A 25,765-nucleotide genomic window follows, 5' to 3' on the forward strand; every position below is an offset into this window, starting at 1 on the left:
TCGAAAAAAAATCTCATGATAAAATTATGATGGAAGGAAGTTGATAGGAGGAACGAGAATGAAATTTAAAGGACCAATGTTAGTGGTAAAGGATATGGAAAAAGCAAAAAAATTTTACACTGAAGTAATCGGCATCCGCGTAATTGCTGATTTAGGAGAGAATATCACCTTGACAGGTGGATTAGCCCTGCAAACGGAAAACTCATGGGCGACGTTTACGAATTGTGAAACAGATTTTTTCCGTTACCATGGAAATGATGCCGAGATGTATTTCGAAGAAGAAGATTTCGACGGCTTTCTAGAAAAAATCGCGGCATTAGAAGTAGAACGTGTCGGTGAAGACCTGGAAATGCCTTGGGGACAAAGAGTTGTACGATTATATGATCCAGATAAGCACGTTGTTGAAATCGGCGAAGATATGAAGGTCATGATGAAACGTCTGCATGCCATTGGTTTGACAGTTGAACAACTTTCCGAAAAAACTTATATGTCGACAAAAATGGTTGAGCGAATGTTGAAATAAAAGGTAAAACAGCGGTTACACAACCGCTGTTTTACCTTTTATTTTTGATACACTGCGATACATCTAGCTGTATAACCGGGAGCATCTAGTACGTTTGGGAAGCTGCAGGCGATGATCGCTCCAGTTGCTGGTAGCTGATCCAAATTGCACAGCATCTCAATTTGATACTTGTCTTGCTCCAAGAGATAGCGTTCTCCCTGCCAAGGAACGATTAAGTTGGCAATTGCAGGATCAGTATCAGGGGTTTCGTGACCCACTGCGGTGATCGTTCGTTCTTCGCTCAAAAACTTGAGTGCTTCTAACGACCAGCCAGGATAATGGGGCTGGCCCGCTTCATCAGGAGCAAAGAAATCTTCGCCTTTTCGTTTGGACCAATCTGTCCGAACGGCTACGAAACAATCATCAGGAAATCTCCCATAATTTTCTTCCCAAGCGGTTAAGTCTTCAACCGTAATAGCATAGTCGACATCCTCAGCGACTTTTTCTGTCAGGTCGATGACACAAAGAGGCAAGACTGTTTCTTTCACTGTGATTTGATCTAGGGTTCTTCCGCCTTCAACAAAATGTGAGGGTGGATCAATATGGGTGCCATATTGGCTGACCATTTTGTACTCGCTGGCGCAAACAGTGTGTTCATCGTAGGTAAAGACTTCTGTCATTTCAAGTTTATTGTATCCAGCATAATGTGGTGTTTCCTCATTGACTGGATGACTCAAATCGACCCATTCGTATGCCGGTGACTTCAATTCGTCTAACAATTCCCATAATTTGCTGCTCATGTTTTTTCCACCTTTCTAAGCCATGATTTGTTTGACGGCATTTAAGAAACGCTCGACTTCTTCAATCGTGTTGTAAGGAGCGATACCAGCTCGAATAAATCCGCCTGTCTGATCAATACCTAAACGTTCGACCAAGGTTAACGCGTAAAAATGCCCTTCCGCAATAAAAACGCTGTGTTCTTTACACATTCGGGTACAAAAATCGATCGGTGAGATTCCTTCCGCACGAAAGGCGATGGTTGGAGTTTTCTTTTTGTTACTTTGGTAAAGTTTGATTCCCGGTATCTCTGCTAATCCATCACGAATTTTTTCTGCAAGCATATTCTCATATACTTCAATTGCGTGATAACCGCTGATTAACTGTTCTTTGAGTGTTTCACCTTCACCCAAGCGGGCAATAAAATGAATGGCCTCAGAAACAGCTGGAATTCCTTCATGGTTTTGCGTGCCGATTTCCAATCGATCAGGAACACCTCCAGGCGCTGGTACTACTTTATAAATATCGAGGCTTTCAAATAGCTCTTTTCGAATCACCGCCATCCCAACATGAGAAGCGAAGAATTTGTAAGCAGAGGAGAACAGCATATCAATCCCTAGCTCCTGCATATCAACGTACATATGAGGAATGCTGTGAACAGAATCGACCGCAACTAAAGCTCCAACCTCTTTAGCTTTTGCTGAAACGGCCTTGATATCAGTAATTGTGCCCACACAGTTTGATGCGTGACCTACCGCAATCAGCTTGGTTTTTGGACTAATCAAGTCATCTAATTTATCTAATTCAAGTTCCAATGATTCTGTATTTAACGGAATGTACTTGACGATTACACCGCGGTCCTCGGCTGCTCTGCGCCAAGAGTCAATGTTTGAGTGATGTTCAAGCTCCGTTAAGATAATCTCATCACCAGCTTCCCACTGGTTTGCCAGAGCTCGACTAGTGTGAAACATCATAGTAGTGGCATTGGGTCCAAAGGCAATTTCGTTTGCTTGTGCATTAAATAATACAGCAATGTCTTCTTTCGCTTTTTGAATAAGTGCTTCAGTTTCTTGGCTCGTAGGAAAATTTCCATGGAGGTTGGCAACACCAATTCGCATATACTGACTGATCGCTGTAATTGAGCTTTCTAAAAATTGTGATCCTCCGGGTCCGTCAAAATAAACAACTTGTTGGCCATTGTGCACTCGTTTTAAAGCAGGGAACATCTTTCGAACTTCTTCAATTGGGAACTCTTTTTCCATTACTATCATCCTCCAAAAAGAATTTTGGTTCATCTTAATTTTAAACAATAGATGGGGGCGGTGTCTAAATAAGTTCTTTCAGCGAGCGTCAAGCAATTTTAGGTTTTAAAATAAAACAGTCGCTCAATTAAAGGAGTAAATTTGTTTATTTATGAAAGCGATTGCATAGTTTGTTGGATTGATCTATACTTATAATTTAAATGAAGGGATTGGAGAGACGTGTATGATTGATGCTGAAAAATTTGAGAAAATAAAAAAAGAACATCCGTTTTTCTCAATCACTGAACTAACCTATTTATTTCTTCGAGAGGAAATTATTCATTTACACTTGCCACCAAAACAAAAATTAAACGAAAGCCGAATTGCCAGTAGCCTAGCGATTAGTAGGACACCTGTTCGAAAAGCGTTAGATCAATTACTAGAGGAATTTTTAGTAGAAAAAAACGGCAAGCTTTATACCGTTTCCAGCATGAGCAAATCGGAAAGCCTTATGTTGTGTGAGGCCCGGATTGCAATTGAAGGACACGCAGTATTTTTAGCCACGAGTAATATTAATCCGTCTCAGTTAAAAAGATTAGAAGAATTGACGGTTACTTACGAACAAGTAAATCTTGAGGATGGTAGTTGGGAATATGCGGAGTGTGATCATGATTTTCATAATCTCCTAATTGAAGCCGCTGAGAATCTGCATATTTCTCAGATGTATGAAACGATGGAATTACGCTTGCGTCATTATCGCCATTGCCTAATCAGTGAAATCGGCAAAGAACAATTACGCCCGATTCTCGATAAGTCGGCTAGAAATCATCGAGCAATCTTGAATGCGATTAAGCTGGGGTTTGCGGATCAAGCGAAAGCATTGATCGAAAAAGACATAAAGGGAATGTATGAAGTCTTTTTCGAATGGCGCTAACAAAAAAATTACAAATAGAAAGAGACTTCACTGAGTACTTTCTATTCGTAACATTTCAGAGGCAGCAACTTGCTGTCTTTTTTTGGTTAACCTTAACATTCTTCAGAAGATAGTCGTTCTCTAAACTTCTTAAACCATTCGATCTCAAATTTTGCCTTCTCAATTCCAAGATCCAACGTTGCATATTGGAACTGAGCAATGTCTTTCACGTTTTCTAAATCCATGTATTCAACGGCACCGCCACGCTCTTTTAAGCTTTGTAGAAAGGGTTCGTCAAAAGAATAGCGAGGACTGCTTGCTGCATTGATTTGTTCTAGCGATGCTAATTCATCTTCTAATACTTGAATATAATCTGCTAGCATTTCAGATCTTTTGTCTTTGTCAGTAAAACCCATAAAGAAAAATTTGCTTAACTCCATATTTTTTTCTTTATAAAGCATCGGCTGAGTGATTGATTGTTGAAAATGTTCCTTACCCAAATCTGTAATGAAATACACCTTTTTATTTAAGCCGCCTTCAACCTGTTCCTTAAAGGTGATCATCTGTTTATTCAGCAGCTTCTTTAAAGCAGCTTGAATGCTGCCGGTACTATCACTGCTGACCGTTGAAAGAGAATTCTTAATTGATTGACGCAGCTCGTAAATTGTTGATCCTTGAATCATTAGAAAACCTAAAATGATGATATCCAATTTCTCACTCCTAAAAAAGCTTCTACTATAAAAATGCTGTAACAAAAAAACAGATAGACCCAATCAGGGCTAATGGTGTCATAACGTATTTTTCCTTTTTACTAAAGGACATCAGATTCATCCCTGTATTTAACAATAAATAAAATCCAAAGAAAATACAAATACCCCGAGCAATTGAAAAGGGAACAGCTAACGAAATAATCTCACCCACATATAAGATACTAACGATAGCGATTAATTGAAAAATAAATGCACTTCCACTAGCAAAACGCATCTCAATAGGAAGAACTTTATGTTTGCCGCCCATTGTAAATTCCCCTAAAGGCAGCCCTAATGTCACTAATAATGTTAAGATTGCTATCAGTCCAAAAATCATCGCACCAACAATCGAAAAAATTTCCATTTTCGTTCCTCCTAGCCATATTTATATTACTAATAGTAACATTACTAAAAGTAATGTACAAGTTTATATTAACATCTTTTGAATTTTTATTGACTCCCACGTTACGTGTGACTCTATACTATAAGTAAGCTAGCAAAATAAAAGGAGCATACATCGATGTTTAAAATTGGAGAATTCTCAAAACTATCAAATACCACTGTCCGCACGTTGGATCATTATGCCTCTTTAGGCTTATTAGAGCCTGAAACAATCGATAGTAAAACAAACTATCGTTATTACTCAGCCAGTCAATTATCTAGGCTGAATCAAATCAAACTGCTGCAGCAAACAGGCTTGCCATTAAAAACGATTAAAGAAATCATCACTACAGACGATTTGGATTTTTTAGAACAGCATTACAATCTCCAAGAAAAGAAATTGGAGGAGGATCTAGATGAGCTGTTGAAGAAGCAACGGATGATTTCCCTCCTCAAACAAAATGTGAAAGAAGGGAAAAATATGACACAATATAATGTAGTAGTAAAAGAAATACCTGAACGAAACGTCCTCAGTGTTCGTGGAGTCCTAGCAGCCTATACACTTGAAGGAGAGCTATGGCAAAAATTGCAGAAAGGTGTTACAGAGGTCCAGGCAAAAATGGCTCAACCACCAGTGAATATAACTCTTTTCCATGATGTAGAGTATGTTGAAAAGGATGCAGATGTAGAGGTACAAACAACTGTCATTGGTGAATACCCAGAGGCAAAAATTGCCGAATTTAAAACAGCACCTGCTTTTATCATGGCGTCAGTGACTTTTAGTGGCAGCTTTGATCAAATGCCAAAGGTAACCCAAACAATCGCTGAATGGTTAGAAGCCAACGAGTACCAGATCGTCGGACCAATGATTAACATCGGTCATGTTTCACCAGGAGAAGATCCAAACCCAGAGAATTGGGTCACCGAATCTGGGTTTGTTGTAGCAAAAAGAACAAATTAAGTTGGCGAGCAGTCATTTATTCGTAAGAAGGTAAATGGCTGCTTTTATGAAGGGAGCAAAAAAATGGAGTATGTGATAAGCGAGTTTAAACCTATGGGCGGCAAGTACTGTATCACAAATGCTTTGAAGCAGGTGTTCGAGTATTATCAGATACCAATGACAGAGGCAATGCTTTTTGGAATGGGGACAGCCTTGGGGTTTGCTTACATTAATTTGGCGCATTCTCCAATGATCTCTGGTCGATCAAAGCCAATCGAGTTTGAGCAGAAACTAGCGGAACGTTTGCAAATCGAAATCAACTGCCGACAGCCAAAAAAATGCGGCTACAGGCTTTGCAAAAGCGAAGAAGCTGCTTCAACAAAACCAACCAGTCATGGTCTATGTGGATATGCCTTATTTGAAGTATTTAGGAATGAATTCGGCGAGTCACTTTGGCGGCCATGCGGTGGTGCTATTTGGTTACGATGATGAACGACAGATATTTTACGTAAGTGACCGTGATCATTCGAATTTTCCGATACGTACACCAAAAGGCACGATTGCCAATGATTATCATCTAGTCAGTTATCAGGAAATGGAAAACGCGCGAAGCAGCAGCTTCAGACCTTTTCCAGCAAATAATAAGTATTTGACCTTTGATTTTTCAACCTATAAAGCACCGAGTGCTGAGACAATCAGCGCAGCAATCAACGAAACTTGCGAAACGATGTTGAGGCCTCCCGCCCAATTATTAGGTATTAATGGGATAACTAAGTTTTCACGGGAAATCATCAAATGGCGAACCTTTGATCAGAAGAAATTAAAGACAGCAGGAATCACCAGCTATTTTCAGATCAGCAAAGATGGTGGAACCGGAGGAGGCATCTTTCGGAGAATCTATGGCGAGTTTTTACTGGAAGTTGAACCGATTTTATCTAAGGAAGAGCTTGGGGAGATCGGACGCCAATTTATTAATATCGCTGAAGCTTGGGATCAGTTAGCTGAACTCTTTTGGCAGCTGGGAAGTACAGGAAACCAAGAGTTGCTTCGCTCGATGAGTGTAGAAATTGCGAGGCTAGGTGATCTTGAAAGAATTGCACTGGAAAGACTGCAGATAGTGATTAATGCGTAAATGAAGAGACTAGCTCAAACGAAAATTTCGTTTTGATTTAGTCTCTTCCATCTTAATTTAAGTAAGCTAGTTGTTGGATCAGTGTATTCATTCGATATTCTTCGATTTTCCTGCCTAAACTGGCTAATTTCTTGGCAGAGGGAATATCTTCTAGTACGAATAATTTTTCCTTTGGAATGATCGGAGTAGAAAAATTAGTAACATACAGATCAGATGTGAGTGAGCTGGCTGCTACCTCAGCGTACACTTTATCCGGTTGAACATCTAATATAATTTTCTCGTGATAATTTTTCTCCAAATAATAGGCCAAAAGCTGAGCGTGTTTGGCTCCTAAGTCGCTGCAAACTTCAGTAGAAACTGGTTGACGCAGTTCATCTAATTGTTTCGGCAGGTCATCCCAATAGATGAATAGTCTGAATAGAATCAAATGGAAGTACAGCGAGTACCAAGGAAAACGGCTCTTTGCTTCTTGATCCTTTAAGGTTTTTTCTAGAACCTTCGTAAAAACAGCAAAGTCTCTTTGAATCGCCAAACTATTGTACAGTTCGCGATTATAGGCGATATATTTTTCATAAGGGTAGGTCTTGTAGGAAGTGTAGACGGATTTCAAAAGTAAAGCACAATTTCTGCGGCTCAGATCGGAAAGTGTGATTCCCAGTGCATTGACCATTAAGGAAAGCATCGAGTGACAAAGACGATCGATGCGCGCATCTTCTTCAAGATTATCCCAAGCAAAATCATACCAAAAAATAGTTTGGATCAAATCAGTTTGTCGCTCTTGAGTAATGGGCACAGAGCATTGCAGCATTAAATCATTGATTAAAGCAGTGTAATTCTCTAAATTTTGTGCAGATACTAAATTTCGTTTCGGCTTGCTGAGAAAGCCTTGGTTTTGGCGGATCAAGCTGACTGCTATTAAGAAAGCAAACTCCGTTTTTTGAAGAAAGTTGAGCTTTAAATCAAAATTTTCATTTAAACGAGCAACGGTTGTGAAAATCATTTTCTGGTCTAATTCGAAGGGCCATTCATAGACATCATACACTTCTAAAAAATATTCAGCCATGAACATTCGAACATGCCGTTCATCTTCACCGACAAGGGTTAGATCATTACGATCAATTTTCAGTCCGCGTTTTTCCAAGCCATCGTTTAACTTAACGATTCGTCGATATAGACTTGAGGAACTTAAAAATAGTTCTTTTTCTAAATCCGACCGTAATATCCCGGGATGGTAGAAAAGTATCTCAAGTAGTTGAAAGGTGGGAGACTCCTTCAGAATATCTGAAAAAATCTCATGAACTGTATGATTATCCTTTTCAGTTAAATGTAATTCCCCGGTGCTATTTTTCTCTATTTGGACAATGTCTCCCCACTGATCTTCAATTTCTTGACAATCATTCACAATAGTTTTTGGAACCGCTTTTACTTTGTCTGCTAAATTTTTCACGGATACATAATTATTAGCAGATCTTAGAAGTTCAATTATTTCGATTTGACGATTATTAGTAGAAGATAAGGCATGTCTCATGTTAAACCTTCTTTCAATCGATTGATACTCTTAGTATAAAGGAAAAAAGAGTCACTGAAAATGATTCGTCGATTGAAAAAGAAGAAATATTTTTAACAGCTTGTGAATTATCCTACTAAAGGAGGAAGACTTCACGAATTTATTGTGGCATACTATAGTTATTATTTGAAAAAGGAAGTGGCAAATGAATTTCTCCATTGATGGCTTCAAGTTAAAAGTAATCGCAATTATCGCAATGCTGCTGAATCATATTGGCAGCGGCTTTAGTCTTTATGAACAGTCGAGTGTGCTCTTTTTCTTCACTGAGTTTATTGGGAAATTAACTTTTCCAATTATGGCCTATCTGTTAGTTGAAGGCTTTTATTATACTCACGATCGAAAAAAATACGCTGGAAGAATGACTGTTTTCTGGTTGTTATCAATTTATCCTTTTCACCTGCTGTTTGGTGGAAATCATCCTTTTCGTGCAATCGAATTGGTCAATAATATCTTTTTCACCTTACTCATGGGCTTATTATTAATGATGGCTTGTGAGAAGACAAAATCATCATTTTTAAAATTTCTACTCGTCTTTTTCTTTTCAATGATAACGGTTGTATCTGACTGGTCTTTAATTGGTGTATTATTGATCTACGGATTCTACAAATGGAAGAATAAAAAAATCGGAATCTGGCTGCCAATACTTTATACAACCGCCTTTTTAATACTTCTTTACGCTTTAATGCACATTACTGATGGACAATCGGTTCCGCTTTATCAGGTTTTCTCGGGGCTTGGTATGCTGATGGTGATTCCGTTATTGAAGGCCTATAGTGGTGAAAGAGGCTATTCGCCTAAGTGGGTCAAGTGGGGATTTTACGGCTTCTATCCGATACATTTAATTGTCTTGGCAGTTATTCATATGTTGATTCAGTAAGTTAAGGGGAGGCTTTAATGGAGTATCTCATTCGAGAAATGCATGTATCTGAATACCCATTACTAAGAGAGTTTTTGTATCAGGCAATTTATCAGCGTGATCAAGAGAAGTCTATCCCTAGAACGATCATTGATGATCCGAATATTGCTGTTTATATTCAAGATTTTGGCAAGTATCAGACAGATTTTTGTTTATGTACTCAACTTGGTGATAAAATTGTGGGAGCCGTTTGGGTTAGAAACATTGCGGGATTTGCTGCCATAGATGATCAGACGCCTGAGTTGGCTATTTCACTTTTACCAGAATATCGTGGGCGGGGGCTTGGTACTGCCTTGATGAAAGCAATGATTGGAAAAATGAACAGAGAAGGCTATGCAAAAATCTCATTGGCTGTTCAAAAAGATAATTATGCGTTGAACATGTATCTACAGATTGGTTTTGAGATTGTTGATGAAAATGAGGAAGAGTATATTATGGTTTGTCAATTGAATAAAAACCTTCACTCGTAAAACTTTACGGCTCTAAGTCAAATCGTGTTGTTCTCATTAAATCACTGAAAGGAAATGCTTCGGCGTTTCCTTTTTTCTTTTTGTTTTCTTGTTCAAATAATGTCGCAAAGGTTCTGTTGAATTAGAATTCGCATACGAAGGTGGCGAAAGGTTCTAAAACCGAATGCCACTCTCTTGATCACTTTAATCAAGTTATTCTTCCCTTCAAGTTTTCCGTTCGAATAGGGGTATTTTAATGCATTGATAATCGCTTGTTTGTGTTTGTTTAAGTAAAGAATCGCTTTTTTAAATGCTGGATCAAGCATCGTGGGTAAGTGATCAATGCGTTCGTAAAAGTCTTTATAATCTTTGGCATCAAAGGCATCCAACAAATTTTGATACACATCATAGCTTGTCCGTAAGTGCTCGTCAATCGATAATAAATAGTCCAATACTTCCGATTCCGTCAGGTATTTCCGTTGGAAAAGCGGGTATTGTTTGAGCGAAGAATAATTGATTTTTCTATTTTTCTTCAGAATGGTTCGCCAATATTTCTTAAGCTTGCGATACTTTTTCATGGCTTGCGGGTCGCTCTTTTTCAAGTGATTCATGGTTTTTATCCGTTGTTTGTTAAACGCACGATTGAGTTGTTGGATCACATGGAACCGATCAATGGAAACCCGAGCATTTGGGAAAACGACCTTTGTCACAGAATCATAGCCCGCATTCATATCCATCACGACATGAGAAACGTTTTTCCGTGCGTGATAAGTAAAGCGCATAAAATAAGCGATCAGCTTGAAGCTTCTTCGATCCTCTAAAATATCAAAGATTTTCCCCGTATCCGCGTCACTGAGAATAAAACACATGGCGCCCTGACAGTCCTTAGTTCCTTTGAATTCATCAATCAATAGATGTTTGGGTAAGTAATTGGGCTTCAGTCGTGGTTCTTCAAAAAAAGAATCCAAGACCCGTTCGACCGTTTTAGCGGAAACCAAATAACGCTGAGCGATATCTTTCATCGAAATTTTCTTCTTTAAATCAACAGCGATCGCAAACTTGAGTGCTTGGGAGAGATAACAGTTTTCTGCGACATAATAGGTTTTAGCTGAAAAGGTATGGTGACACTGTTTACAATAAAACCGTTGTTTATAGAGATGAAGATAGGTAGACACCTCTTGATAAGGGAGTAATTGAATCCAGCTATCTTTGTAGCCATGATGGATGACGGAGTCGTAGCCGCAACACTCACATCGAGGAGACGGATAGCTCAGTCGACCAGTAAAGACGGTGGCCATTCTGTCATGGACTTTTTCTTTTGAAACGGCGTCTTTAGAAAAAGTAATGTTGGAATCGTGAATATTTAGGATTTGTTTGATGGTTTTGTCTAGGCAATTATCTTTATATTTGATATTCTTAATACTGGACATTTGGTTCGCCTCCTATGATTGGGTTCAGCGATTTAATTATAGGACAACCAAATGTCTTTTTGTATAAAAAAATACTTGGTGTTCTCACTCAGAAAGAGTAACAACACCAAATATTATAGAACCAACTTTACTGAGTGAAGGTTTTTTTAGGCTGTAATCATTCGATATTTGTCAATAAGATAAAAGAACAGCCATGGAATGAAGCCGATAATACAAGTTGCTGCCAGCCAAGCAATATTTAGAAATCCAGTGAAATCAAGATTCAAATTCAAAATAGTATTAATGAAAAGCAGCATCAGGATAAACGCTGTTGAAAAGATGGAGGAAACGAAGAAGAATGTTTTTCCTCTTTTCACTCTCATAGCGGGAAATTCTTTAATAGAAGAAGCTGCAGCTGTATCCCATTGACTAGATTTACTTTCTTCGTGATCATTTTTCAGCATAATTTCCTCCCAGAAGTTTTCTTTAGTTTAACTAAAAACGATTTCATTGTCGTCCTACTTAAGTATGAGTATTCGATGATTATGACGGTAAAAAAATTCAAAAGAATCATCTAAAGGATACTTAAGAGAATTAATGAATTTTGTCTTGTATCTTTAGAGTAACAAATAAAAGTACAGTCCAAGATCAAACGTCTGTGGACTGTACTTTTTTACTCGAAAATAAACAATTCTGTGACTGGGGTATCAACAACCTTCGCAATGTCTAAAGCAAGTTTTAGTGAAGGGTTGTATTGCGCTTTTTCTAACCGCATAATGGTTTCACGTCGTACGCCAACTAGTTCGGCCAGCTGTTCCTGAGTTAAGCCCTTCAAGGTTCGATACTTTTTTAAGTGACATTCAAACTTTATATTCATTTTTTAAGCCTCGGTTTCAAATCGATATAAGAAATACTTGCTGAGAAACAATACAATTCCATAGATCAGTGACATTGAGCTTAACATAAAGATCGCACACCATTCAAGATTCCACGAAAGCATTCCTCTAGCAATTGCCCAAATTGCTAAAAATAGTAGAAGAAAACCAATTTTATAGGCTTTTAATTCAGCCTTTTTCTCATTTTCCTCATAGAGTTCATCCTTTAAAGTATCAGACAACTTGCCCTCAAAAAAGAAACCAAAAAATCCGAAGAAAATAAAAGCGAAAAATGGATAAATGATTCCCCATTCACTATAAGTCCAAAAACCAAAAAAGCCAAAAAAACCAGCAAAGCCAAGTAAACCTAACATTGGATGAATCTTTCGCGTCCATTTCTTTTCCAATGCTTTATTCTGCCAGATTACACTGAAGATCGTGCCTACTAAATGAAGTACATAGGCGATTGTAAGAATCAGTGCAATCCACATAGGCACGTCCTTTATTTGAAAGACATACTCTGAAATGACTGTTGGTTTAATTAAACGGCTGTCATTGTACAGGACAGAGTGAATAGATGCTGCTCCTAATACCAACGCACAAAAAATACCAGCAAAAACTATCTTTCTATTTTTTTCTTTTTTCATTTTATACTCCTTCAATGTGATGAATTTGTCTCTTTATGAGATAAATATATCACATTGAGGATTGAAGTCAATAGAAAAGAGATAAATAAGTCACTTTTTGAGAAGGCCATGCAAAATCCAATATGCGATCTCAAGACAATATGAAAAATTTGCTTTGCGGCAGTTTTTACTAACTTGCTCATGAGTGTTTTCAAGTTGGTTGAAATGCGACAGGCTCTGTGTCAGCGGCTAAGCTGGTGAAAAAAAGAATGATTTTAAAATTTTAATCTTAGGTTAATACTACGTGTACATTCAAGAAAGGTTGCCTTGCTATAGTTATTTCAGAACATAAGGGTTGGGAGCGAGTATTATGTATTCTGTATTTAAATTAGTTAAGCAGTTGGAAGGATTTATTGCCTATTGAGAAAGGAAAGGTTTATGGAAATTGAAATCTTAAAGCCAATAGATTTGAAGTCATACAAAGAGCTGATTGATGAGTGTTTTGGTACAAGCAATGATTTAGAAAAATATCAGAAGTATAATGAAAATCAAGCTTACAAAATTTTTGTTGTCAAAGAAGGGACTACAATTATTGGCAGTGCTACTCAATATGCGCTTGATTTATTCACCTTTGATTTCCAACCCTGTCTGATGCTATTTAACGTCGCTGTAAGAATGGATTATCGCGAAAAGCAGATTGCGAAATACCTTTTATCACATATTATTGAAAATGCCAGAAATGAAGGTTACCATTCAATTTCATTAACCTGTTTAGATACCGCTTATCCTGCACATAAGCTCTATGAAAGTGTCGGATTTACGAAGGAAAACAGTCTTAAATATGCAATGGTTTTATAGACCTTTTATTATCTAATATTGAAGTGTGCTTTTTCTGAGAACGGATTTAAAAAATATTATAGATGTTCAAATGTTACTTAATGCTATACTTAAGTGAATAAGCTAGGGGAGGGGTTTGATGGTTGAGTACGTGAATGTTACAACGGAAAATCTGGCAAATGAACATTTGTGCTGTGCGATTTCCGGTAAGAAGCATCAAAAAGGTGTAGACACTAAACGAGCTTGGATCGGTGAACGTTTGTCCGAGGGGCATGTCTTCCGCAAGCTGGATGCGAATGGAAAAGTTTTTATCGAATATGCGCCGCTAGAAACAGCATGGGTGCCGGTAATCGGCGAGAATTATTTGTATATTTATTGTCTATGGGTTTCGGGCAGCTACAAGGGACAAGGTCATGGGAAAAATTTATTGAACTATTGTATCGAGGATGCGAGACGTCAAAATAAATCTGGCATTTGTGTTATCAGTTCTAAAAAGAAGTCGCCATTTTTATCGGATAAGAAGTTTATGGAAAAAAATGGCTTCAAGGCTGTTGATGAAATCGAAGGTGGTTATCAATTATTAGCGTTATCCTTTGATGGAACTGCGCCGGCTTTTTCTGATACCGCAAGAAAGCAAACGATTGATAATCAAGAGTTGACGATTTATTTTGGACGCCAATGTCCCTTTATTCCCCATGGTTTAAAGGAAGTCGAGGCCTATTGTGAAGAGGAAAATCTGCCTTTGACCCTGATCCCAGTGGACAGCGTAGAAAAGGCTAAAAAGCTTCCTGGTATTTTTAACAATTGGGCGGTCTATTATCAAGGAAAGTTTTTGACAGTACACATGCTGAACAAAAATGTTCTTAAAAAAATATTAGCGAGTCAGTGAGGGAATGATTTGGTAAAATATATTGCTTTGCTACGGGGAATCAATGTGAGTGGTAGGAACAAAATCGCGATGCCGCAATTACGAGCCGCTTTTGAACAAAAAGGCTTCACTAAGGTTATGACGTATATCAATAGCGGCAATGTCCTTTTTTCTAGTGATATTCAAGAGAAAAAAAGATTAATCGACATTTGCGAAGCATTGATACTAGAGCACTTTGATTTAAACATTTCGGTGGCTATTGTTGCAGTTGATGAGTTGGCTGAAATCTTAATACATGCACCTGAATGGTGGGATCAAACAGAAGAAACGGTCCATTATGCCATTTTTATGATCCCTCCGATGACGATAACAGAGGTCTTAGAAATAGTCGGGGAAGTAAAACCCGAATACGAAAAAATCGCTCATCATGGTGAAGTGATTTTTTGGTCAGCACCGCGCAAGACCTTTAATAAAGCTCGCTGGTCAAAGATTGCCAGCACGGCTGTTAATCATCATGTGACCATCCGAAACGCCAATACAGTCAAAAAGCTTTTAGCTATGAGCAAATAAAAAATCAAGCAGTTTAGACGCTGCTTGATTTTTTTGACATGTATAGAAAGTGTAAAATTTTCACATGAATTAATTGCTTTACAACGGGAATATCCATGTCTGGCTTCACAAACTAGCTTTATCGGCAATAAGCAAAAGCTGAGCGAGTTCGTGAAGCCTTTCCTATTTTATACCAAAGGTAAAATATCCTGCTGAATAAACGCAATGCGGTCATAGACATTCTCTTTGAAAAGAGCGGTGATCGCAATAACCAGTTGCTGCTCATGGTCAATATAGATGACATTACCACCATCCCCCATAGCTGCAATGATGGGCTTAGCAGGATCAATGATCCACCACAGATATCCGTAATCTAGCTGTTCTTGTTCCCAGTGACTGTGCTTTTGCTGCATCTTCTCTAACCAATCTTTAGGAACCAGCTGTTGATTTCCCCAGTTGCCTTGATTTAAGATCAGTTGACCAATTTTACTCATGTCACGAGTCGAAAGCGTTAGACCCCATCCGCCAGAATTCAGACCGGTTGTATCTTCTACCCAGCCATTTTCGGTAGTGGATTGATTGAATTTGGTTTGCTCCTTCGCACTTTTTAAGCGAATTGCTTTTTCAACATTGATTCCTAGCGGTTTGAATAGTTCTTTACGTGCAAATTCTAAGACACTCTGATTCGTTGAACGAGCTAGAATCGCTGATAATAGATCAGGACCAATCAAAGGAGTATAGTTGAATTGCCCGATCGGCTGTTTTCCGCCGAGCTGCTTTAAAGTAAATTTAGTCCAATCTTTACTAGTGAAATACTTGATATAAGCTAGTGGTCCATTCTTGTATTTATAGGGTGTAGTCATCGTCAGTAAGTTTTCCAAGGTAATCTCCCTGACGGTTGAATCCTTCGGTTGAAACTCTGGAAAGTAGTCTAAAATTGGGCGATCCATTTCACTGATAGAACCTTGTCCTTGAGCGATTCCCAATAATAGGGAAAGAATACTTTTGGAGATGGAATAGACATGGATCTTGCTTGAAACATCACAGTCATTAAAATAGTGTTCATACAGTAGTTGGTTATTTTTTTGCACAATGATCCCTGTGATATTTTCATAATCCTTTTCGATCTTTTGTTGAATTGTCTTGAATTTTTCTTCGTTCATTGTTTTCCTCCATTTCCGAAGGCGCCTTCTATAGTTAGAGTAATATCATTAAAAATCATAATCAAGTGTTATTTTAAAATTTCTTCAAATAGTTGATTATTGTGATAAATAGCGAGTATGTCTTTCTCTTTTTTTGCTTCAAAAAGGATAAAAGGAAATCAAGAAGGGTTTGCTATAGTGGTGAAAAGAAAGAGAGGGATTAGTTATGGACTATCGAATCGTAGAATTAGACAATTTTAAGTTAGCAGGATTTAAAAAAGCCTCCACCAATGAAAAACAGCAGGGTATGAAGGATTGTCCAGCTCTTTGGAATGAAGTTATGTCTTCTGGAAAGCATGAGCTACTGTTGCCGTTGATCAACCATGAACCCTATGGTTTGATTGGTGCAAGTTTTTATAACGTGGATACTACGGATGCTAAAAAGTTCGACTATTATATTGCAGTCGCAACCACCAGTGAGATACCTGAAGAATTAACAGAAGTAGAAGTACCGGCAAATAGTTGGGCCGTTTTTCCATGTACCAGAAAAACTTCTGGAAAGACACAGTTTGCGATTGTAACCCAATGGGCAGCACAGACAAATGACTATGAATTGTTAAATACAGGCTATGCAACAGGTGAGATGGTTTCTGCTGGACCGGATTTGGAAGTTTACGGTCAAGGCGATGAGGTTGAAATTTGGGTGCCTGTACGAAAAAAATAGGTGAAATAAACAAGTAGAGGTTCGTAACTTTTCCTTGATATGCTATTCTGATTAAAGAGAATTACAGGAGGAGTTTCATGTCAAAAGACCTTGAACGTTTTTCGGCTACTTTAGCGTATATTGAAAATCATTTATTTGAAGATATCATCCTTAAGGACTTAGCGAAAAAAGCATTACTATCAGAATATACTTTCCATCGCTTTTTTACTTATTTAACGGGTTTTTCTTTTTCAACTTATTTGCGTAATCGTCGTCTTTCTGAAGCTGTGGATTTATTACGTCAGGAAATTCCAATTGATGAAGTGTCTGACTTATGCGGTTATGCCAATCGTTCTGCTTTTAATCGTGCCTTTTCTAAATTTCATGGTCTCACACCAAGCCAGACAAAATCGATTCATGCAGCGATTAATTTCTTTCCGCCGATTCGTTTGGATATCCAGGTTAACGGTGGTAAAACACTAAATTATCATATTGAGCATTTGTCGAGTTTTACGGTGGTTGGGAAAATGAAGGAGCTTCTTTTAGAAGATGAGCTGTTCAAAAATACTGGAAAGCAGTGGGAACAGTTTTTCAGAGATCAAGCATTACGAACGTTTGCTGAAAGTGATGCGATCCGTAAGAATTTTTTTGGGTTAAAGCGAGAACCTTATTTTGCCATTGCTAATCCCGCCCCAGCAAAGTCGGGATACTTAAATTATTTTACCGGCTTTGTTTTAAATCAGGATATTTCAACTGAATATGTAACGTTGGAAATTCCTGATCAGACGTATGCTGTTTTTGTAAGTGATCCCTATGATTATCACAAGACAGAAAATGTCTCAAATGCCTATTATCAGTTACAGCAGCAAATCTTCAATACATGGTTGCCGCAAACAAACTATCAAAAATGCGATGGACCGGAATTAGAGACCTATGTGTCTTTAGAGGGTCAAGCTTGTTTAGAAATCTGGTTGCCAATCAAAAAATAAATAGATACGTGAGCAAGGATATGTATAAGATATCCTTGTTTTTTTGCAGTTGTTAGTCATTTTAAAACCCTGTATCAATAAGCAAAAAAAAACAAAGCTTACAGTCATACACCACCTCGTAGTGGCATGCTAATCTTTTATCAAAGTATTGGAGGTGGCTTAGTGAATATATTTATGAATAAAGTAATCGGCTTATTTTTAGCGAGTCAAAATATTTCTCTCTTTGGCTCGCAGCTAGTTAGTTACGCCATCATTTGGTATATAACTTTAGAGACTTCATCGGGGGGATGGCTGACAATGATTACCGTGTGCTCGATGATGCCTCAGGCTTTGATTTCTTTATGGGGCGGTGTTTTAGCAGATCGATATAACAAGAAAACGCTGATCATACTTTCTGACACATTCATTGCTATAGCAACATTGATTTTAGTCGTTGCTTTTATTTCAGCGTTTAAAAACCTTTATTTGATTTTAATTGTTTCGATGCTGCGCTCGATTGGCGCTGGTGTTCAGACTCCTGCGGTGACCTCATTTTTTCCTGAATTAGTACCTGAGAATCAATTAGCTCGAGTACAAGGGATTAATCAAGCGTTAGGTTCCGCGATGATGTTGTTGGCTCCTGCACTAGGCGGACTAGTGTTAAATCAGTTTGGTCTTGTTTGGACATTTATTATTGATATTTTATCGGCTGCAGCAGCTGTTCTGATTATGTTTCGATTAAAAATAGAGAAAAAGATCTCTAAAGATCAGCGATCAGATATTTTAACAGATTTAAAGAAGGGACTAACCTATACCTTTCATCATCGTCAATTGAGACAAATCATGTTGGCTTATGCACTTTCATTTGTGCTGTTTACACCTGCTGCTACGCTAGCTCCATTGCTAATTGAACGCAGTTTTGGAAATGAGCTTTGGCGTTTAAGTTTCAACCAAATCATTTGGGGACTTGGTTCAATCATTGGCGGTCTATCTCTCTCGTTTTTTGGAGATGTCAAACAAAAAGCAAGAGTAATTTCCTACCTGCTGATAACCTTTGGTCTATTGTTGATTTTAGAAGGTGCAGTCTCCAACTTTTGGCTGTATCAAATTTTAGTAGGACTCACAGGAATTCTGCTACCAATTATCGTGACCTTGCAAACTGTTAGAATTCAACAAACCGCAAATCCAAAGCTTTTGGGCAGGGTTTTCTCAATAGTTCAAGTAATTACAGCCAGTGCAATGCCGATCGCTATTCTTTTCTTTGGTCCTTTGGCAGATATTGTGCGTGTTCAACAGATATTACTCATTACAGGAGCTGTTTTGGTTATAATGGGGATAAGCTATTTAAAAAAGATCATTACTATGCAAAGATAAACGACTAACGGGAGGGGTAAAATGACTAAAGGAAACATTTATAGAGTAATCGATTTAGCAAGAATGTTTGCTGTTCATCCTAATACCATCCGTTTATATGAAAAATTGTCGTATATCAGCAAAGCCCAGCGAAGTAAAAATGGTTATCGAGAATTTACTGAGCTTCACGTACTGCAGTTGCAAATATGCCGAAAAATCTTTGGCTATCCATTTACAAAAAGAGCTATTAGAAAAACAGGTGATGCTCTATTGCATGCGATCGCTAAACAAGACTGGCAAATGAGTCAAAGACGTTATGAAGACTATATTGCCGCTATCAGAAATGAAATCCAGCTTGCTGAGCAGGCAGGTAAAATACTATTGGATTGGAGCAATACATCAAACACGCAAGACGACAACACAGAAGAGAAAAGATATAACAGAAAAGAAGTTGCTGAAATTTTTGGGGTGACTGTTGAAGCGGTGAGGAATTGGGAAAGAAACGGGCTCGTCCATGCAAATCATTGCGAATCAGCGAAGACTACTTACTATTCGGAGAAAATGCTAGTTAGGTTTCATGTTATCTACATGCTGCGTCAAGCAGGCTATAGTATCTCAGCCATTCATCGAAGTATGAGTGATTTCGATCATAGCAAAGAAACAAATGTAGTGGTTTCTTTGCATCAACCTGAACAAGACGAGTTATTCTCAGTCGGAGATCGATGGCTCTATGAGTTGAGAAAACTAGAAAATGAAGGAATACAAATTCCTAATATTATTAATCAGCTTATTACTTGGTCAAAAGAAAATTCGCAAACTTCAACAAAAAAATGACAAATGAGATCAAGTTTGCAAACGATATTTTTATTACAATGGAAGAAAAAGCTAGCTATGAATTAGTCAAGTGAAAAAGGAATTTCTTTTATCTTTAAGAAAACACACCAAATAGACCTCCAAAAATCGAATGAAAAATTTATTTTTCGGAGATATCTTCGGGAAAATGAACTTCGTAAGGTTTGTTTTGTGTCCAAACGGCAAAAATGATATTCACGAGTTTTCTGGCAACTGCACCAATGGCGGTTCCATGTGACTTTCCTCGTTTTCTCAATTTTTGATAATACAAGGAAAGGGCAGGATCTTTAAATGCGGCGACAAAAGCAGCTTGCCAAATGGCTCTTCTAAGATAAGGAGAACCACGCTTAGAAAGTCTGTTTTTGGTTCCTGTAAAATCTCCAGACTGATGAACAGAGGCATCCAGTCCAGCAAAAGCAAGGAGCTGATTGGGGCGTTCAAAACGTTTGATATCCCCGACTTCTGCCATGAGGACAGCGGCAGTAATGTCACCAATCCCTGTAATGGTCGTCAAATAGTTTTCTTGTTTTGAAACGATTTCTTGAATTTCTGCTTCAATGATCTTGATTTGAGAATCAAGCAACTGAATCTGTTCCAACATGATTTGAATCTCTAACTTGAAGACATCAGAAGCAATTGAAATGCCAAAAGAATGTGCCGCAGCTTCTTTCAATTTCATCACTTTTTCTTCTGAGCGAGCGATTCCTAACCGTTTCTCACTTGCGGTATTGATGGTTTCAATGAGACGTTCGGCATCAATCTCAAGAAGATCTTCTGGAATAGGAGAATTTAGTAAGACTTGCGTGGAAGAACAACCAAACACATCCGAAAAAATCTGATCGTATTCAGGAAAGACCTGATCTAAACAAGCAAGAATTTTTCTTTTTAAGTCAGAACACCGATCCACTAAACCATAGCGGAATCGTTCCAGCTGTTTCAATCGGAAAATATCTTCTGCGGGAAGTTCGGTTTTATCAGGCAAGTCCAATCGAATGACTTGGGCGATCAATAAAGCATCAATCGTATCAGTTTTTGTTTTCCGAATGTAAAAATCGCGTAATACATCGGACTGTATTGGATTGAAAACAGTGGTATGAAAGCCTAGCTTATGCACGAAAGTGTAGATGGACAGCCAGTAATGACCAGTGGCTTCCATTCCGACCATGGTGTTTTCTGGAAGTAACGCGTGTTTATTGAAGAAAGCAAGCAGTTGTTCACTGCCAAATTTGGTATTGGAGATACGGATGGTTTTTCCGATCGATTTTCCGTGTTGATCAATCACTCCAACTTCATGGTGTTGCTTACCAATATCAATACCGAGAAAAAACATTCAATCAGATCCTTTCAAGGATTTGTCAGATAGCGGTTATCCTCTCTGCTCTTGGACGATATAGCCTCGTTAGATATTCAGAAACCAGGTTCTATCTAGCTCATTCATATACTGTCGCAAGAGAAGAGGCGTCAGTCTTTTTGAGGAAGACAAGGCTTCAAGGAGGAAAACTACGACCTCTATCTGCTTACTACAAGTTTAAACCAAAAAGAAGGTTTAAAGGAATAACCAGTCAGAATGTATCTGACAATATTAATATACGAGGAGGAAAGAGAATGAAAACAGCAACTTGTTTATGTGGGAAAGTATCGATTGAAGTAATAGATGTACATTCAGAAGTAGGTGCTTGTCACTGCTTGATGTGCCGGAAATGGGGATCAGGTCCGCTTTTGACGGTTGAAGCAGGAACGGCAAAGGATATTCGCATTCATTCTGAAGACTTGGTCAGCAGATATAAATCGTCAGAATGGGCTGAAAGAGGATTTTGTTCAAACTGCGGCTCAAATCTTTTTTACCATTTGCTGCCAACGGATGCATACAGTATTCCCATTGATTTGTTCGATGATTTGCCAGATGCTACTTTAACGACAGAAGTGTATTACGATCAAAAGCCAGAATATTATGATTTTGCTAATGAAACGAAGAAGCTGACTGAAGCCGAAATCATGCAAATGGTTCAGGAAAAATATTTCCACGAAACAAATGAATAAAAACTTGTTTGACCTATCCTTAGCTTCTATGGAGGAGAGGTTTTCATTCGATACTCAATAGGTAAACAACCACCGTAATCAAAAAGCAATTTAAATTAGACAAGCTCCTTTAGTAATATTTCACTAGAAAATCTTAAGAAATTTTGACGATAGAACGTTTTCATGCTATCGTAAAATTACAAAAAGGAAAGTGAGGGATCACGCATGATTGATTCATCAGTGAAGTAGAGAAGCTGCATTAAGACTGTACCTCTGGAGACTAAGGGAGCAGTGTGCAGATTTTCGAAAAATTGGTGGATAATCAGCGAGATTCCTTTTTGTGCATAAAGGGCTTATTTTCTGAAGGCCCGAATGTCTAAAAATAGCTCGTCGACCCAGTTTTTCGGAAATAACTGGGTCTTTTTTGGCTTCATTTGAAGTCATTGCGAGGTGTTTATAATGACAAACATAAAAATCGAACGTTTAACATTTGGATATGATCAATTAGGAACGCTGCTGTTCAACGATGCAAAATTAACTATTTCAGCTGATTGGAAATTGGGTCTTGTTGGTCGGAATGGGCGAGGGAAAACCACATTGCTAAATTTGTTAAGTGGAAAAATTCCCTATCAAGGGCAGATTATTCATCAGTTGGAAATGAATTATTTCCCTAAACAAATAAACGATCCCAATCAATTAACTTATTATGCACTATCAGAAAATGAAGAGTTAGAGATTTGGAAAATTGAGCGGGAACTCACGTTGCTACAATGCGACTTAAATGTGCTTTGGCGACCGTACTCAACATTGTCAGGCGGGGAGCAGACCAAAGTTCTTTTGGCACTGTTATTTCTAGATGATTATTCCTTTCCATTAATCGATGAACCAACGAATCATTTGGATATGAAGGGCCGCCAACAAGTTGCAGCTTACCTTCAAAAGAAAAAGCAAGGATATATTTTGGTCAGCCATGATCGAACCTTTTTAAATCAAACCGTGGACCATATTCTAGCGATTGAGAAGAGTCAATTAATTCTTTATCAAGGAAACTTTACAACCTATGAAGAGCAAAAGGCTCAACGTGATGCCTATGAACAGGCGCAAAATAGTAAATTGAAGAAGGAAATCATCAGATTGCAAAAAACAGCGAAGGAAAAAGCAGAATGGTCCTTTTCTAGGGAGAAAGATAAAACCAATAAACCAAAGGGCTTTATCGATACCGAATATCGTCGCGTCAGTCCCGGAGCAATTGGAGCGGATGCTGCCCGAATGATGAAACGCTCAAAAGCAATCGTTCAACGGGTAGAGGGACAGATTACTGAAAAGGAAAAGCTGTTAAAAAATATCGAAACGGTGGATGCATTAAAAATGTCCTATGAACCAAATTATCATCGTCGAATTTTGCAGGTAGAGGAGCTATCGTTAAGTTATTCTGGAAAAAGCTTATTCAATGGAAAGAGTTTTGAGTTATTACTTAATGAATGTTTAGCAATTACGGGAAAAAACGGCAGTGGAAAGACATCATTGATCGACGCGTTGTTAGGAGAATTTAGTGGAGAGATTAAAGGAACGATTCATCGAGCAAATGGATTGAAAATCAGTCGTGTTCGACAGAATTACGAAAGCAATCAAGGAACGCTGGAGGATTTTGCAGAAAAAGAGGGGTTGAATTATTCACAGTTCTTAAACAACCTGAGGAAACTAGGGATGGAACGGCACGTTTTTGCTAATTGTATTCAAAACATGAGCATGGGGCAGCGGAAGAAGGTGGAACTGGCAAAATCTTTGTCGCAATCGGCACATTTATATATTTGGGATGAACCGTTGAACTATCTCGATGTTTTCAATCAAAAGCAAATTTTGGAGCTATTACAACGAGTTAAACCAACAATGATCCTGATCGAGCATGATGCGTATTTCGTCAAAGAGGTTAGCAATAAGATAATCAGTCTATAAGGAAACAACCAGCTGAAGTTTTTTTCAGCTGGTTATTTTTATAAAGATTTACTCAAACGTCGATAAGCAACAATCCCAAAGACATATTGAATAATCAAGAGAATGCTCAAGCCGATACAGGCATATTTAGAGAAAGGATAAAAATACTCAAGGATGCTCAAAATGGAAAAAACGAAGGTTAATACCAACTGTAAAAGCATCATAGCAATATAGGCAAGTCGACCACTTTTATCTCGAAGCATAATTTTTCGCTCGTCATTTAATTGAATCGCTTCGTTTTTTAACCGTGCTTCATAGTCAGCTCTGCGTGCGGGGTTCGTCCAGTAAAAGTATTTTGCGATCAAAAGAACACCAGGCGCGATTCCGGCTCCTGTGATTCCCCACAGTAAAGGCTCGAGTGGATATGCGGTCGTTAAGGCAATAACCAAGCTCATAATACCGACAAAGAAGTAAACAAATCCGGTATAAAGCATTGACTTTTTCATTTTTCCTCCTCCTCATATATGAAAATATCTTCTATACTGACATTAAAATAGCGAGCAATCTTAAATGCTAAAAGGATCGAGGGATTGTACCTGCCATTTTCCAATGATCCGATTGTTTGTCTAGAAACTTCCAGTGAAATAGCGAGTTCCTCTTGCTTGATTCCGCGTTCTTTGCGCATTTCTTCTAAGCGGTTCTTCATTTCTTCACCTCATTTAGGGAAAGCTTCCTTTCCATACTATAAGTATAAACCCTTTTCGTTTTTATGTAAAGCTTCCTTTCCATTCGTTTTGTGAAAAGAAAAAACCGACTGAACTATTTCCTCAGTCGGTTTAACGTTTAATAAAATCGTGAGAGATACAGAGCTTTTCGTGCTTGTTATGATAAAACGCTTCGAAGGCCTTCTTACCGCATTCCGCCAAATGATGATCAAGAGTAGAAAAGCCCATTACTTCACTAATCAGCAGATTTTCTCGTCCAATAATGAAAGGCCGATCTGTTTTATACTGCTGTAAAATGGTTGCGGCAATTTCATCACCAAATGTGAGAATACCATCAACTTTTCGAGCTTTAAAAAATTCAGCAGCTTGAATGCCGTCTTCTGAAACGATGCAATCCCAAAAAATATTTGCTTCATCAAAATCCGAATAGATTTCTTTTGCGCTGCGAATAGAAAACTCTGAGTTGTGACTAATATTTTTGCTTCTTCCCAAAGTCATTCCAGGACGTTTGATACCTTTTTCCTTCATATAAGAAAAAGCTTCTTTGGTGGATTGCTTCAGATTGATGTAAACACAGCTGGCATCAGCATTCGGAATTTCTTCGCAAAAAATAATAGGTCCGTATTTAAAATAGTCAAAAAACTCTTTAATTGAGTTCGCCTTAGTTGTGACAATTAATCCATCAAAGGCTCGTTTCGCAAATTCCGCTAAATAGCGTTTCTCTAATTCCTGATCGTAGTTGGTCGGTAGCAAACTGATTTGATAACCATGGTCAAAAGCCGCTTGCATGATACCGCTGAGCATCTGATCGTAATATTCATGGTTCACAAAAGGTAGGATCACACCGATATTTTTGGTTTTACCAAAGCTCAGATTTTGAGCGGAACGATTTGGCACGTAATTCAGCTCCGCCATTACCTTCAGTACTTTTTCTCGTTTTTTATCGTCAACGTAAGGATGATTGTTGATGACACGAGAAATTGTGGAGACAGAGTAGCCAGTAATTTTTGCGATATCGCGGATATTTGCCATAGAAACACCTCTTTAGTTTAAGCAGCTAAATTTTCCTTTAAATATTCGATGACAGCAGGACCGAATTGATAGAATGTATAGCGACGATCCTGATAAAAGAAACTAACGATTGGACAACCTAACATTTCGTTGATAAGTAAATGTTTGATTTTACTTTTTTGAAGATTCTCAATGATTGGACGTTTGAAACCACGATTTCGTACAAGTCTCAATTGGTCTTCGGAAAAATGCAGGGAAACGATAAAATGTTCTTGTGTTTCAGCTTGTTGGACCTTCACATACGTATTCATAAAAATTCCTCCTTA

Annotated in this window: 31 protein-coding genes; 16 read left to right on the top strand and 15 right to left on the bottom strand. The window is 38.1% G+C overall.

Translation table 11 applies throughout. The features are described from left to right. Window positions 1-58 precede the first annotated feature (58 nt). The gene (locus tag AUF14_RS04100; RefSeq protein ID WP_016182080.1) at window positions 59-523 is read left to right on the top strand and encodes a VOC family protein; all 465 of its coding nucleotides are present in this window, start codon (window positions 59-61) and stop codon (window positions 521-523) included. 38 nt (window positions 524-561) lie between these two features. On the opposite strand, the gene AUF14_RS04105 is transcribed toward AUF14_RS04100, so the two are convergent. Together AUF14_RS04105 and AUF14_RS04110 are read right to left on the bottom strand one after the other, a co-directional pair. Next, the gene (locus AUF14_RS04105) at window positions 562-1,302 is read right to left on the bottom strand and encodes a cyclase family protein (protein ID WP_016182081.1); all 741 of its coding nucleotides are present in this window, start codon (window positions 1,300-1,302) and stop codon (window positions 562-564) included. A gap of 15 nt (window positions 1,303-1,317) precedes the next feature. Then, complete coding sequence (locus tag AUF14_RS04110) at window positions 1,318-2,541, bottom strand: cysteine desulfurase-like protein (protein ID WP_016182082.1); 1,224 nt, start codon at window positions 2,539-2,541, stop codon at window positions 1,318-1,320. Between the two features lie 223 nt (window positions 2,542-2,764). On the opposite strand from AUF14_RS04110, the gene AUF14_RS04115 reads away from it, so the two are divergent. Continuing rightward, entirely contained in the window at window positions 2,765-3,454 is a 690-nt protein-coding gene (locus AUF14_RS04115; RefSeq protein WP_016182083.1) for a GntR family transcriptional regulator, read from the top strand. A gap of 92 nt (window positions 3,455-3,546) precedes the next feature. Here AUF14_RS04115 and AUF14_RS04120 read toward each other — a convergent pair whose 3' ends face one another. Together AUF14_RS04120 and AUF14_RS04125 are read right to left on the bottom strand one after the other, a co-directional pair. Then, on the bottom strand, window positions 3,547-4,143 hold the full coding sequence (locus AUF14_RS04120; RefSeq protein WP_016182084.1) for a PadR family transcriptional regulator: 597 nt from the start codon (window positions 4,141-4,143) through the stop codon (window positions 3,547-3,549). A 25-nt stretch (window positions 4,144-4,168) separates the two neighbouring features. Then, the gene (locus AUF14_RS04125; protein WP_034876421.1) at window positions 4,169-4,540 is read right to left on the bottom strand and encodes a hypothetical protein; all 372 of its coding nucleotides are present in this window, start codon (window positions 4,538-4,540) and stop codon (window positions 4,169-4,171) included. 162 nt (window positions 4,541-4,702) lie between these two features. On the opposite strand from AUF14_RS04125, the gene AUF14_RS04130 reads away from it, so the two are divergent. From AUF14_RS04130 to AUF14_RS04140, 3 genes are all read left to right on the top strand, one after another. Then, window positions 4,703-5,524, top strand: a complete 822-nt coding sequence (locus tag AUF14_RS04130; protein ID WP_016182086.1) for a MerR family transcriptional regulator — start codon at window positions 4,703-4,705, stop codon at window positions 5,522-5,524. 63 nt (window positions 5,525-5,587) lie between these two features. Continuing rightward, window positions 5,588-5,992 (top strand): BtrH N-terminal domain-containing protein, encoded by a 405-nt coding sequence (locus AUF14_RS04135; protein ID WP_102865885.1) that lies wholly within the window; start codon window positions 5,588-5,590, stop codon window positions 5,990-5,992. After that, the gene (locus AUF14_RS04140) at window positions 5,874-6,635 is read left to right on the top strand and encodes a BtrH N-terminal domain-containing protein (protein ID WP_229078977.1); all 762 of its coding nucleotides are present in this window, start codon (window positions 5,874-5,876) and stop codon (window positions 6,633-6,635) included. The genes AUF14_RS04135 and AUF14_RS04140 overlap by 119 nt, the downstream gene beginning before the upstream one ends. Before the next feature lie 52 nt (window positions 6,636-6,687). Here AUF14_RS04140 and AUF14_RS04145 read toward each other — a convergent pair whose 3' ends face one another. Further along, window positions 6,688-8,163: a helix-turn-helix domain-containing protein gene (locus tag AUF14_RS04145; RefSeq protein ID WP_016182089.1), complete on the bottom strand. Its 1,476-nt coding sequence runs from the start codon at window positions 8,161-8,163 to the stop codon at window positions 6,688-6,690. A gap of 184 nt (window positions 8,164-8,347) precedes the next feature. Between AUF14_RS04145 and AUF14_RS04150 the strand changes: the two genes are divergently transcribed. Both AUF14_RS04150 and AUF14_RS04155 read left to right on the top strand, forming a co-directional pair. Further along, entirely contained in the window at window positions 8,348-9,079 is a 732-nt protein-coding gene (locus tag AUF14_RS04150; protein WP_016182090.1) for a TraX family protein, read from the top strand. Window positions 9,080-9,096: 17 nt separating this feature from the next. Continuing rightward, a complete protein-coding gene (locus AUF14_RS04155; protein ID WP_016182091.1) occupies window positions 9,097-9,588 on the top strand; it encodes a GNAT family N-acetyltransferase in 492 nt (163 codons plus the stop codon). A gap of 92 nt (window positions 9,589-9,680) precedes the next feature. Here AUF14_RS04155 and AUF14_RS04160 read toward each other — a convergent pair whose 3' ends face one another. The 4 genes from AUF14_RS04160 to AUF14_RS04175 form a co-directional block, all read right to left on the bottom strand. After that, window positions 9,681-10,997 carry an ISL3 family transposase gene (locus AUF14_RS04160; RefSeq protein ID WP_102865886.1) on the bottom strand — a complete coding sequence of 439 codons (1,317 nt, stop codon included), beginning with the start codon at window positions 10,995-10,997 and terminating at the stop codon, window positions 9,681-9,683. Window positions 10,998-11,143: 146 nt separating this feature from the next. Further along, window positions 11,144-11,440, bottom strand: coding sequence for a hypothetical protein (locus AUF14_RS04165; protein ID WP_016182093.1), 297 nt, complete (start codon window positions 11,438-11,440; stop codon window positions 11,144-11,146). 209 nt (window positions 11,441-11,649) lie between these two features. Then, window positions 11,650-11,853 carry a helix-turn-helix transcriptional regulator gene (locus tag AUF14_RS04170; protein WP_016182094.1) on the bottom strand — a complete coding sequence of 68 codons (204 nt, stop codon included), beginning with the start codon at window positions 11,851-11,853 and terminating at the stop codon, window positions 11,650-11,652. A gap of 3 nt (window positions 11,854-11,856) precedes the next feature. Beyond that, window positions 11,857-12,498: a DUF3796 domain-containing protein gene (locus AUF14_RS04175; RefSeq protein WP_016182095.1), complete on the bottom strand. Its 642-nt coding sequence runs from the start codon at window positions 12,496-12,498 to the stop codon at window positions 11,857-11,859. Window positions 12,499-12,915: 417 nt separating this feature from the next. On the opposite strand from AUF14_RS04175, the gene AUF14_RS04180 reads away from it, so the two are divergent. The 3 genes from AUF14_RS04180 to AUF14_RS04190 all read left to right on the top strand — a co-directional run bounded on the left by AUF14_RS04180 (window position 12,916) and on the right by AUF14_RS04190 (window position 14,752). Continuing rightward, window positions 12,916-13,335: a GNAT family N-acetyltransferase gene (locus AUF14_RS04180; protein WP_016182096.1), complete on the top strand. Its 420-nt coding sequence runs from the start codon at window positions 12,916-12,918 to the stop codon at window positions 13,333-13,335. A 118-nt stretch (window positions 13,336-13,453) separates the two neighbouring features. Then, window positions 13,454-14,203 carry a GNAT family N-acetyltransferase gene (locus AUF14_RS04185; RefSeq protein ID WP_016182097.1) on the top strand — a complete coding sequence of 250 codons (750 nt, stop codon included), beginning with the start codon at window positions 13,454-13,456 and terminating at the stop codon, window positions 14,201-14,203. A 9-nt stretch (window positions 14,204-14,212) separates the two neighbouring features. After that, a complete protein-coding gene (locus tag AUF14_RS04190) occupies window positions 14,213-14,752 on the top strand; it encodes a DUF1697 domain-containing protein (protein WP_016182098.1) in 540 nt (179 codons plus the stop codon). Between the two features lie 167 nt (window positions 14,753-14,919). On the opposite strand, the gene AUF14_RS04195 is transcribed toward AUF14_RS04190, so the two are convergent. Further along, window positions 14,920-15,894 carry a serine hydrolase domain-containing protein gene (locus AUF14_RS04195; protein ID WP_016182099.1) on the bottom strand — a complete coding sequence of 325 codons (975 nt, stop codon included), beginning with the start codon at window positions 15,892-15,894 and terminating at the stop codon, window positions 14,920-14,922. Between the two features lie 205 nt (window positions 15,895-16,099). Between AUF14_RS04195 and AUF14_RS04200 the strand changes: the two genes are divergently transcribed. The 4 genes from AUF14_RS04200 (at window position 16,100) to AUF14_RS04215 (ending at window position 19,731) form a co-directional block, all read left to right on the top strand. Then, complete coding sequence (locus AUF14_RS04200; RefSeq protein WP_016182100.1) at window positions 16,100-16,597, top strand: GyrI-like domain-containing protein; 498 nt, start codon at window positions 16,100-16,102, stop codon at window positions 16,595-16,597. A 77-nt stretch (window positions 16,598-16,674) separates the two neighbouring features. Beyond that, window positions 16,675-17,565 (top strand): AraC family transcriptional regulator, encoded by an 891-nt coding sequence (locus tag AUF14_RS04205; protein WP_016182101.1) that lies wholly within the window; start codon window positions 16,675-16,677, stop codon window positions 17,563-17,565. Window positions 17,566-17,727: 162 nt separating this feature from the next. Beyond that, on the top strand, window positions 17,728-18,918 hold the full coding sequence (locus AUF14_RS04210; RefSeq protein ID WP_016182102.1) for an MFS transporter: 1,191 nt from the start codon (window positions 17,728-17,730) through the stop codon (window positions 18,916-18,918). Between the two features lie 21 nt (window positions 18,919-18,939). After that, window positions 18,940-19,731, top strand: a complete 792-nt coding sequence (locus AUF14_RS04215) for a MerR family transcriptional regulator (RefSeq protein ID WP_016182103.1) — start codon at window positions 18,940-18,942, stop codon at window positions 19,729-19,731. A 139-nt stretch (window positions 19,732-19,870) separates the two neighbouring features. On the opposite strand, the gene AUF14_RS04220 is transcribed toward AUF14_RS04215, so the two are convergent. Further along, window positions 19,871-21,079 carry an IS110 family RNA-guided transposase gene (locus tag AUF14_RS04220; protein WP_049220023.1) on the bottom strand — a complete coding sequence of 403 codons (1,209 nt, stop codon included), beginning with the start codon at window positions 21,077-21,079 and terminating at the stop codon, window positions 19,871-19,873. A gap of 275 nt (window positions 21,080-21,354) precedes the next feature. Here AUF14_RS04220 and AUF14_RS04225 point away from each other — a divergent pair, with 275 nt between their 5' ends. After that, a complete protein-coding gene (locus AUF14_RS04225) occupies window positions 21,355-21,789 on the top strand; it encodes a GFA family protein (RefSeq protein WP_034876332.1) in 435 nt (144 codons plus the stop codon). Between the two features lie 438 nt (window positions 21,790-22,227). Further along, the gene (gene abc-f, locus AUF14_RS04230) at window positions 22,228-23,724 is read left to right on the top strand and encodes a ribosomal protection-like ABC-F family protein (RefSeq protein ID WP_016182105.1); all 1,497 of its coding nucleotides are present in this window, start codon (window positions 22,228-22,230) and stop codon (window positions 23,722-23,724) included. Window positions 23,725-23,762: 38 nt separating this feature from the next. On the opposite strand, the gene AUF14_RS04235 is transcribed toward abc-f, so the two are convergent. From AUF14_RS04235 to AUF14_RS04250, 4 genes are all read right to left on the bottom strand, one after another. Next, entirely contained in the window at window positions 23,763-24,209 is a 447-nt protein-coding gene (locus AUF14_RS04235) for a hypothetical protein (RefSeq protein WP_016182106.1), read from the bottom strand. Then, complete coding sequence (locus tag AUF14_RS04240; RefSeq protein WP_016182107.1) at window positions 24,206-24,409, bottom strand: helix-turn-helix transcriptional regulator; 204 nt, start codon at window positions 24,407-24,409, stop codon at window positions 24,206-24,208. Before AUF14_RS04240 ends, AUF14_RS04235 begins: the two co-directional genes overlap by 4 nt. Window positions 24,410-24,539: 130 nt before the next feature. Continuing rightward, window positions 24,540-25,460, bottom strand: coding sequence for a LacI family DNA-binding transcriptional regulator (locus AUF14_RS04245; protein ID WP_016182108.1), 921 nt, complete (start codon window positions 25,458-25,460; stop codon window positions 24,540-24,542). Between the two features lie 17 nt (window positions 25,461-25,477). After that, on the bottom strand, window positions 25,478-25,750 hold the full coding sequence (locus AUF14_RS04250; protein WP_016182109.1) for a hypothetical protein: 273 nt from the start codon (window positions 25,748-25,750) through the stop codon (window positions 25,478-25,480). Window positions 25,751-25,765 lie beyond the last annotated feature (15 nt).

This window comes from Enterococcus avium (assembly GCF_002891025.1).
In the GTDB taxonomy this organism is placed as follows: Bacteria; Bacillota; Bacilli; order Lactobacillales; family Enterococcaceae; genus Enterococcus_A; species Enterococcus_A avium.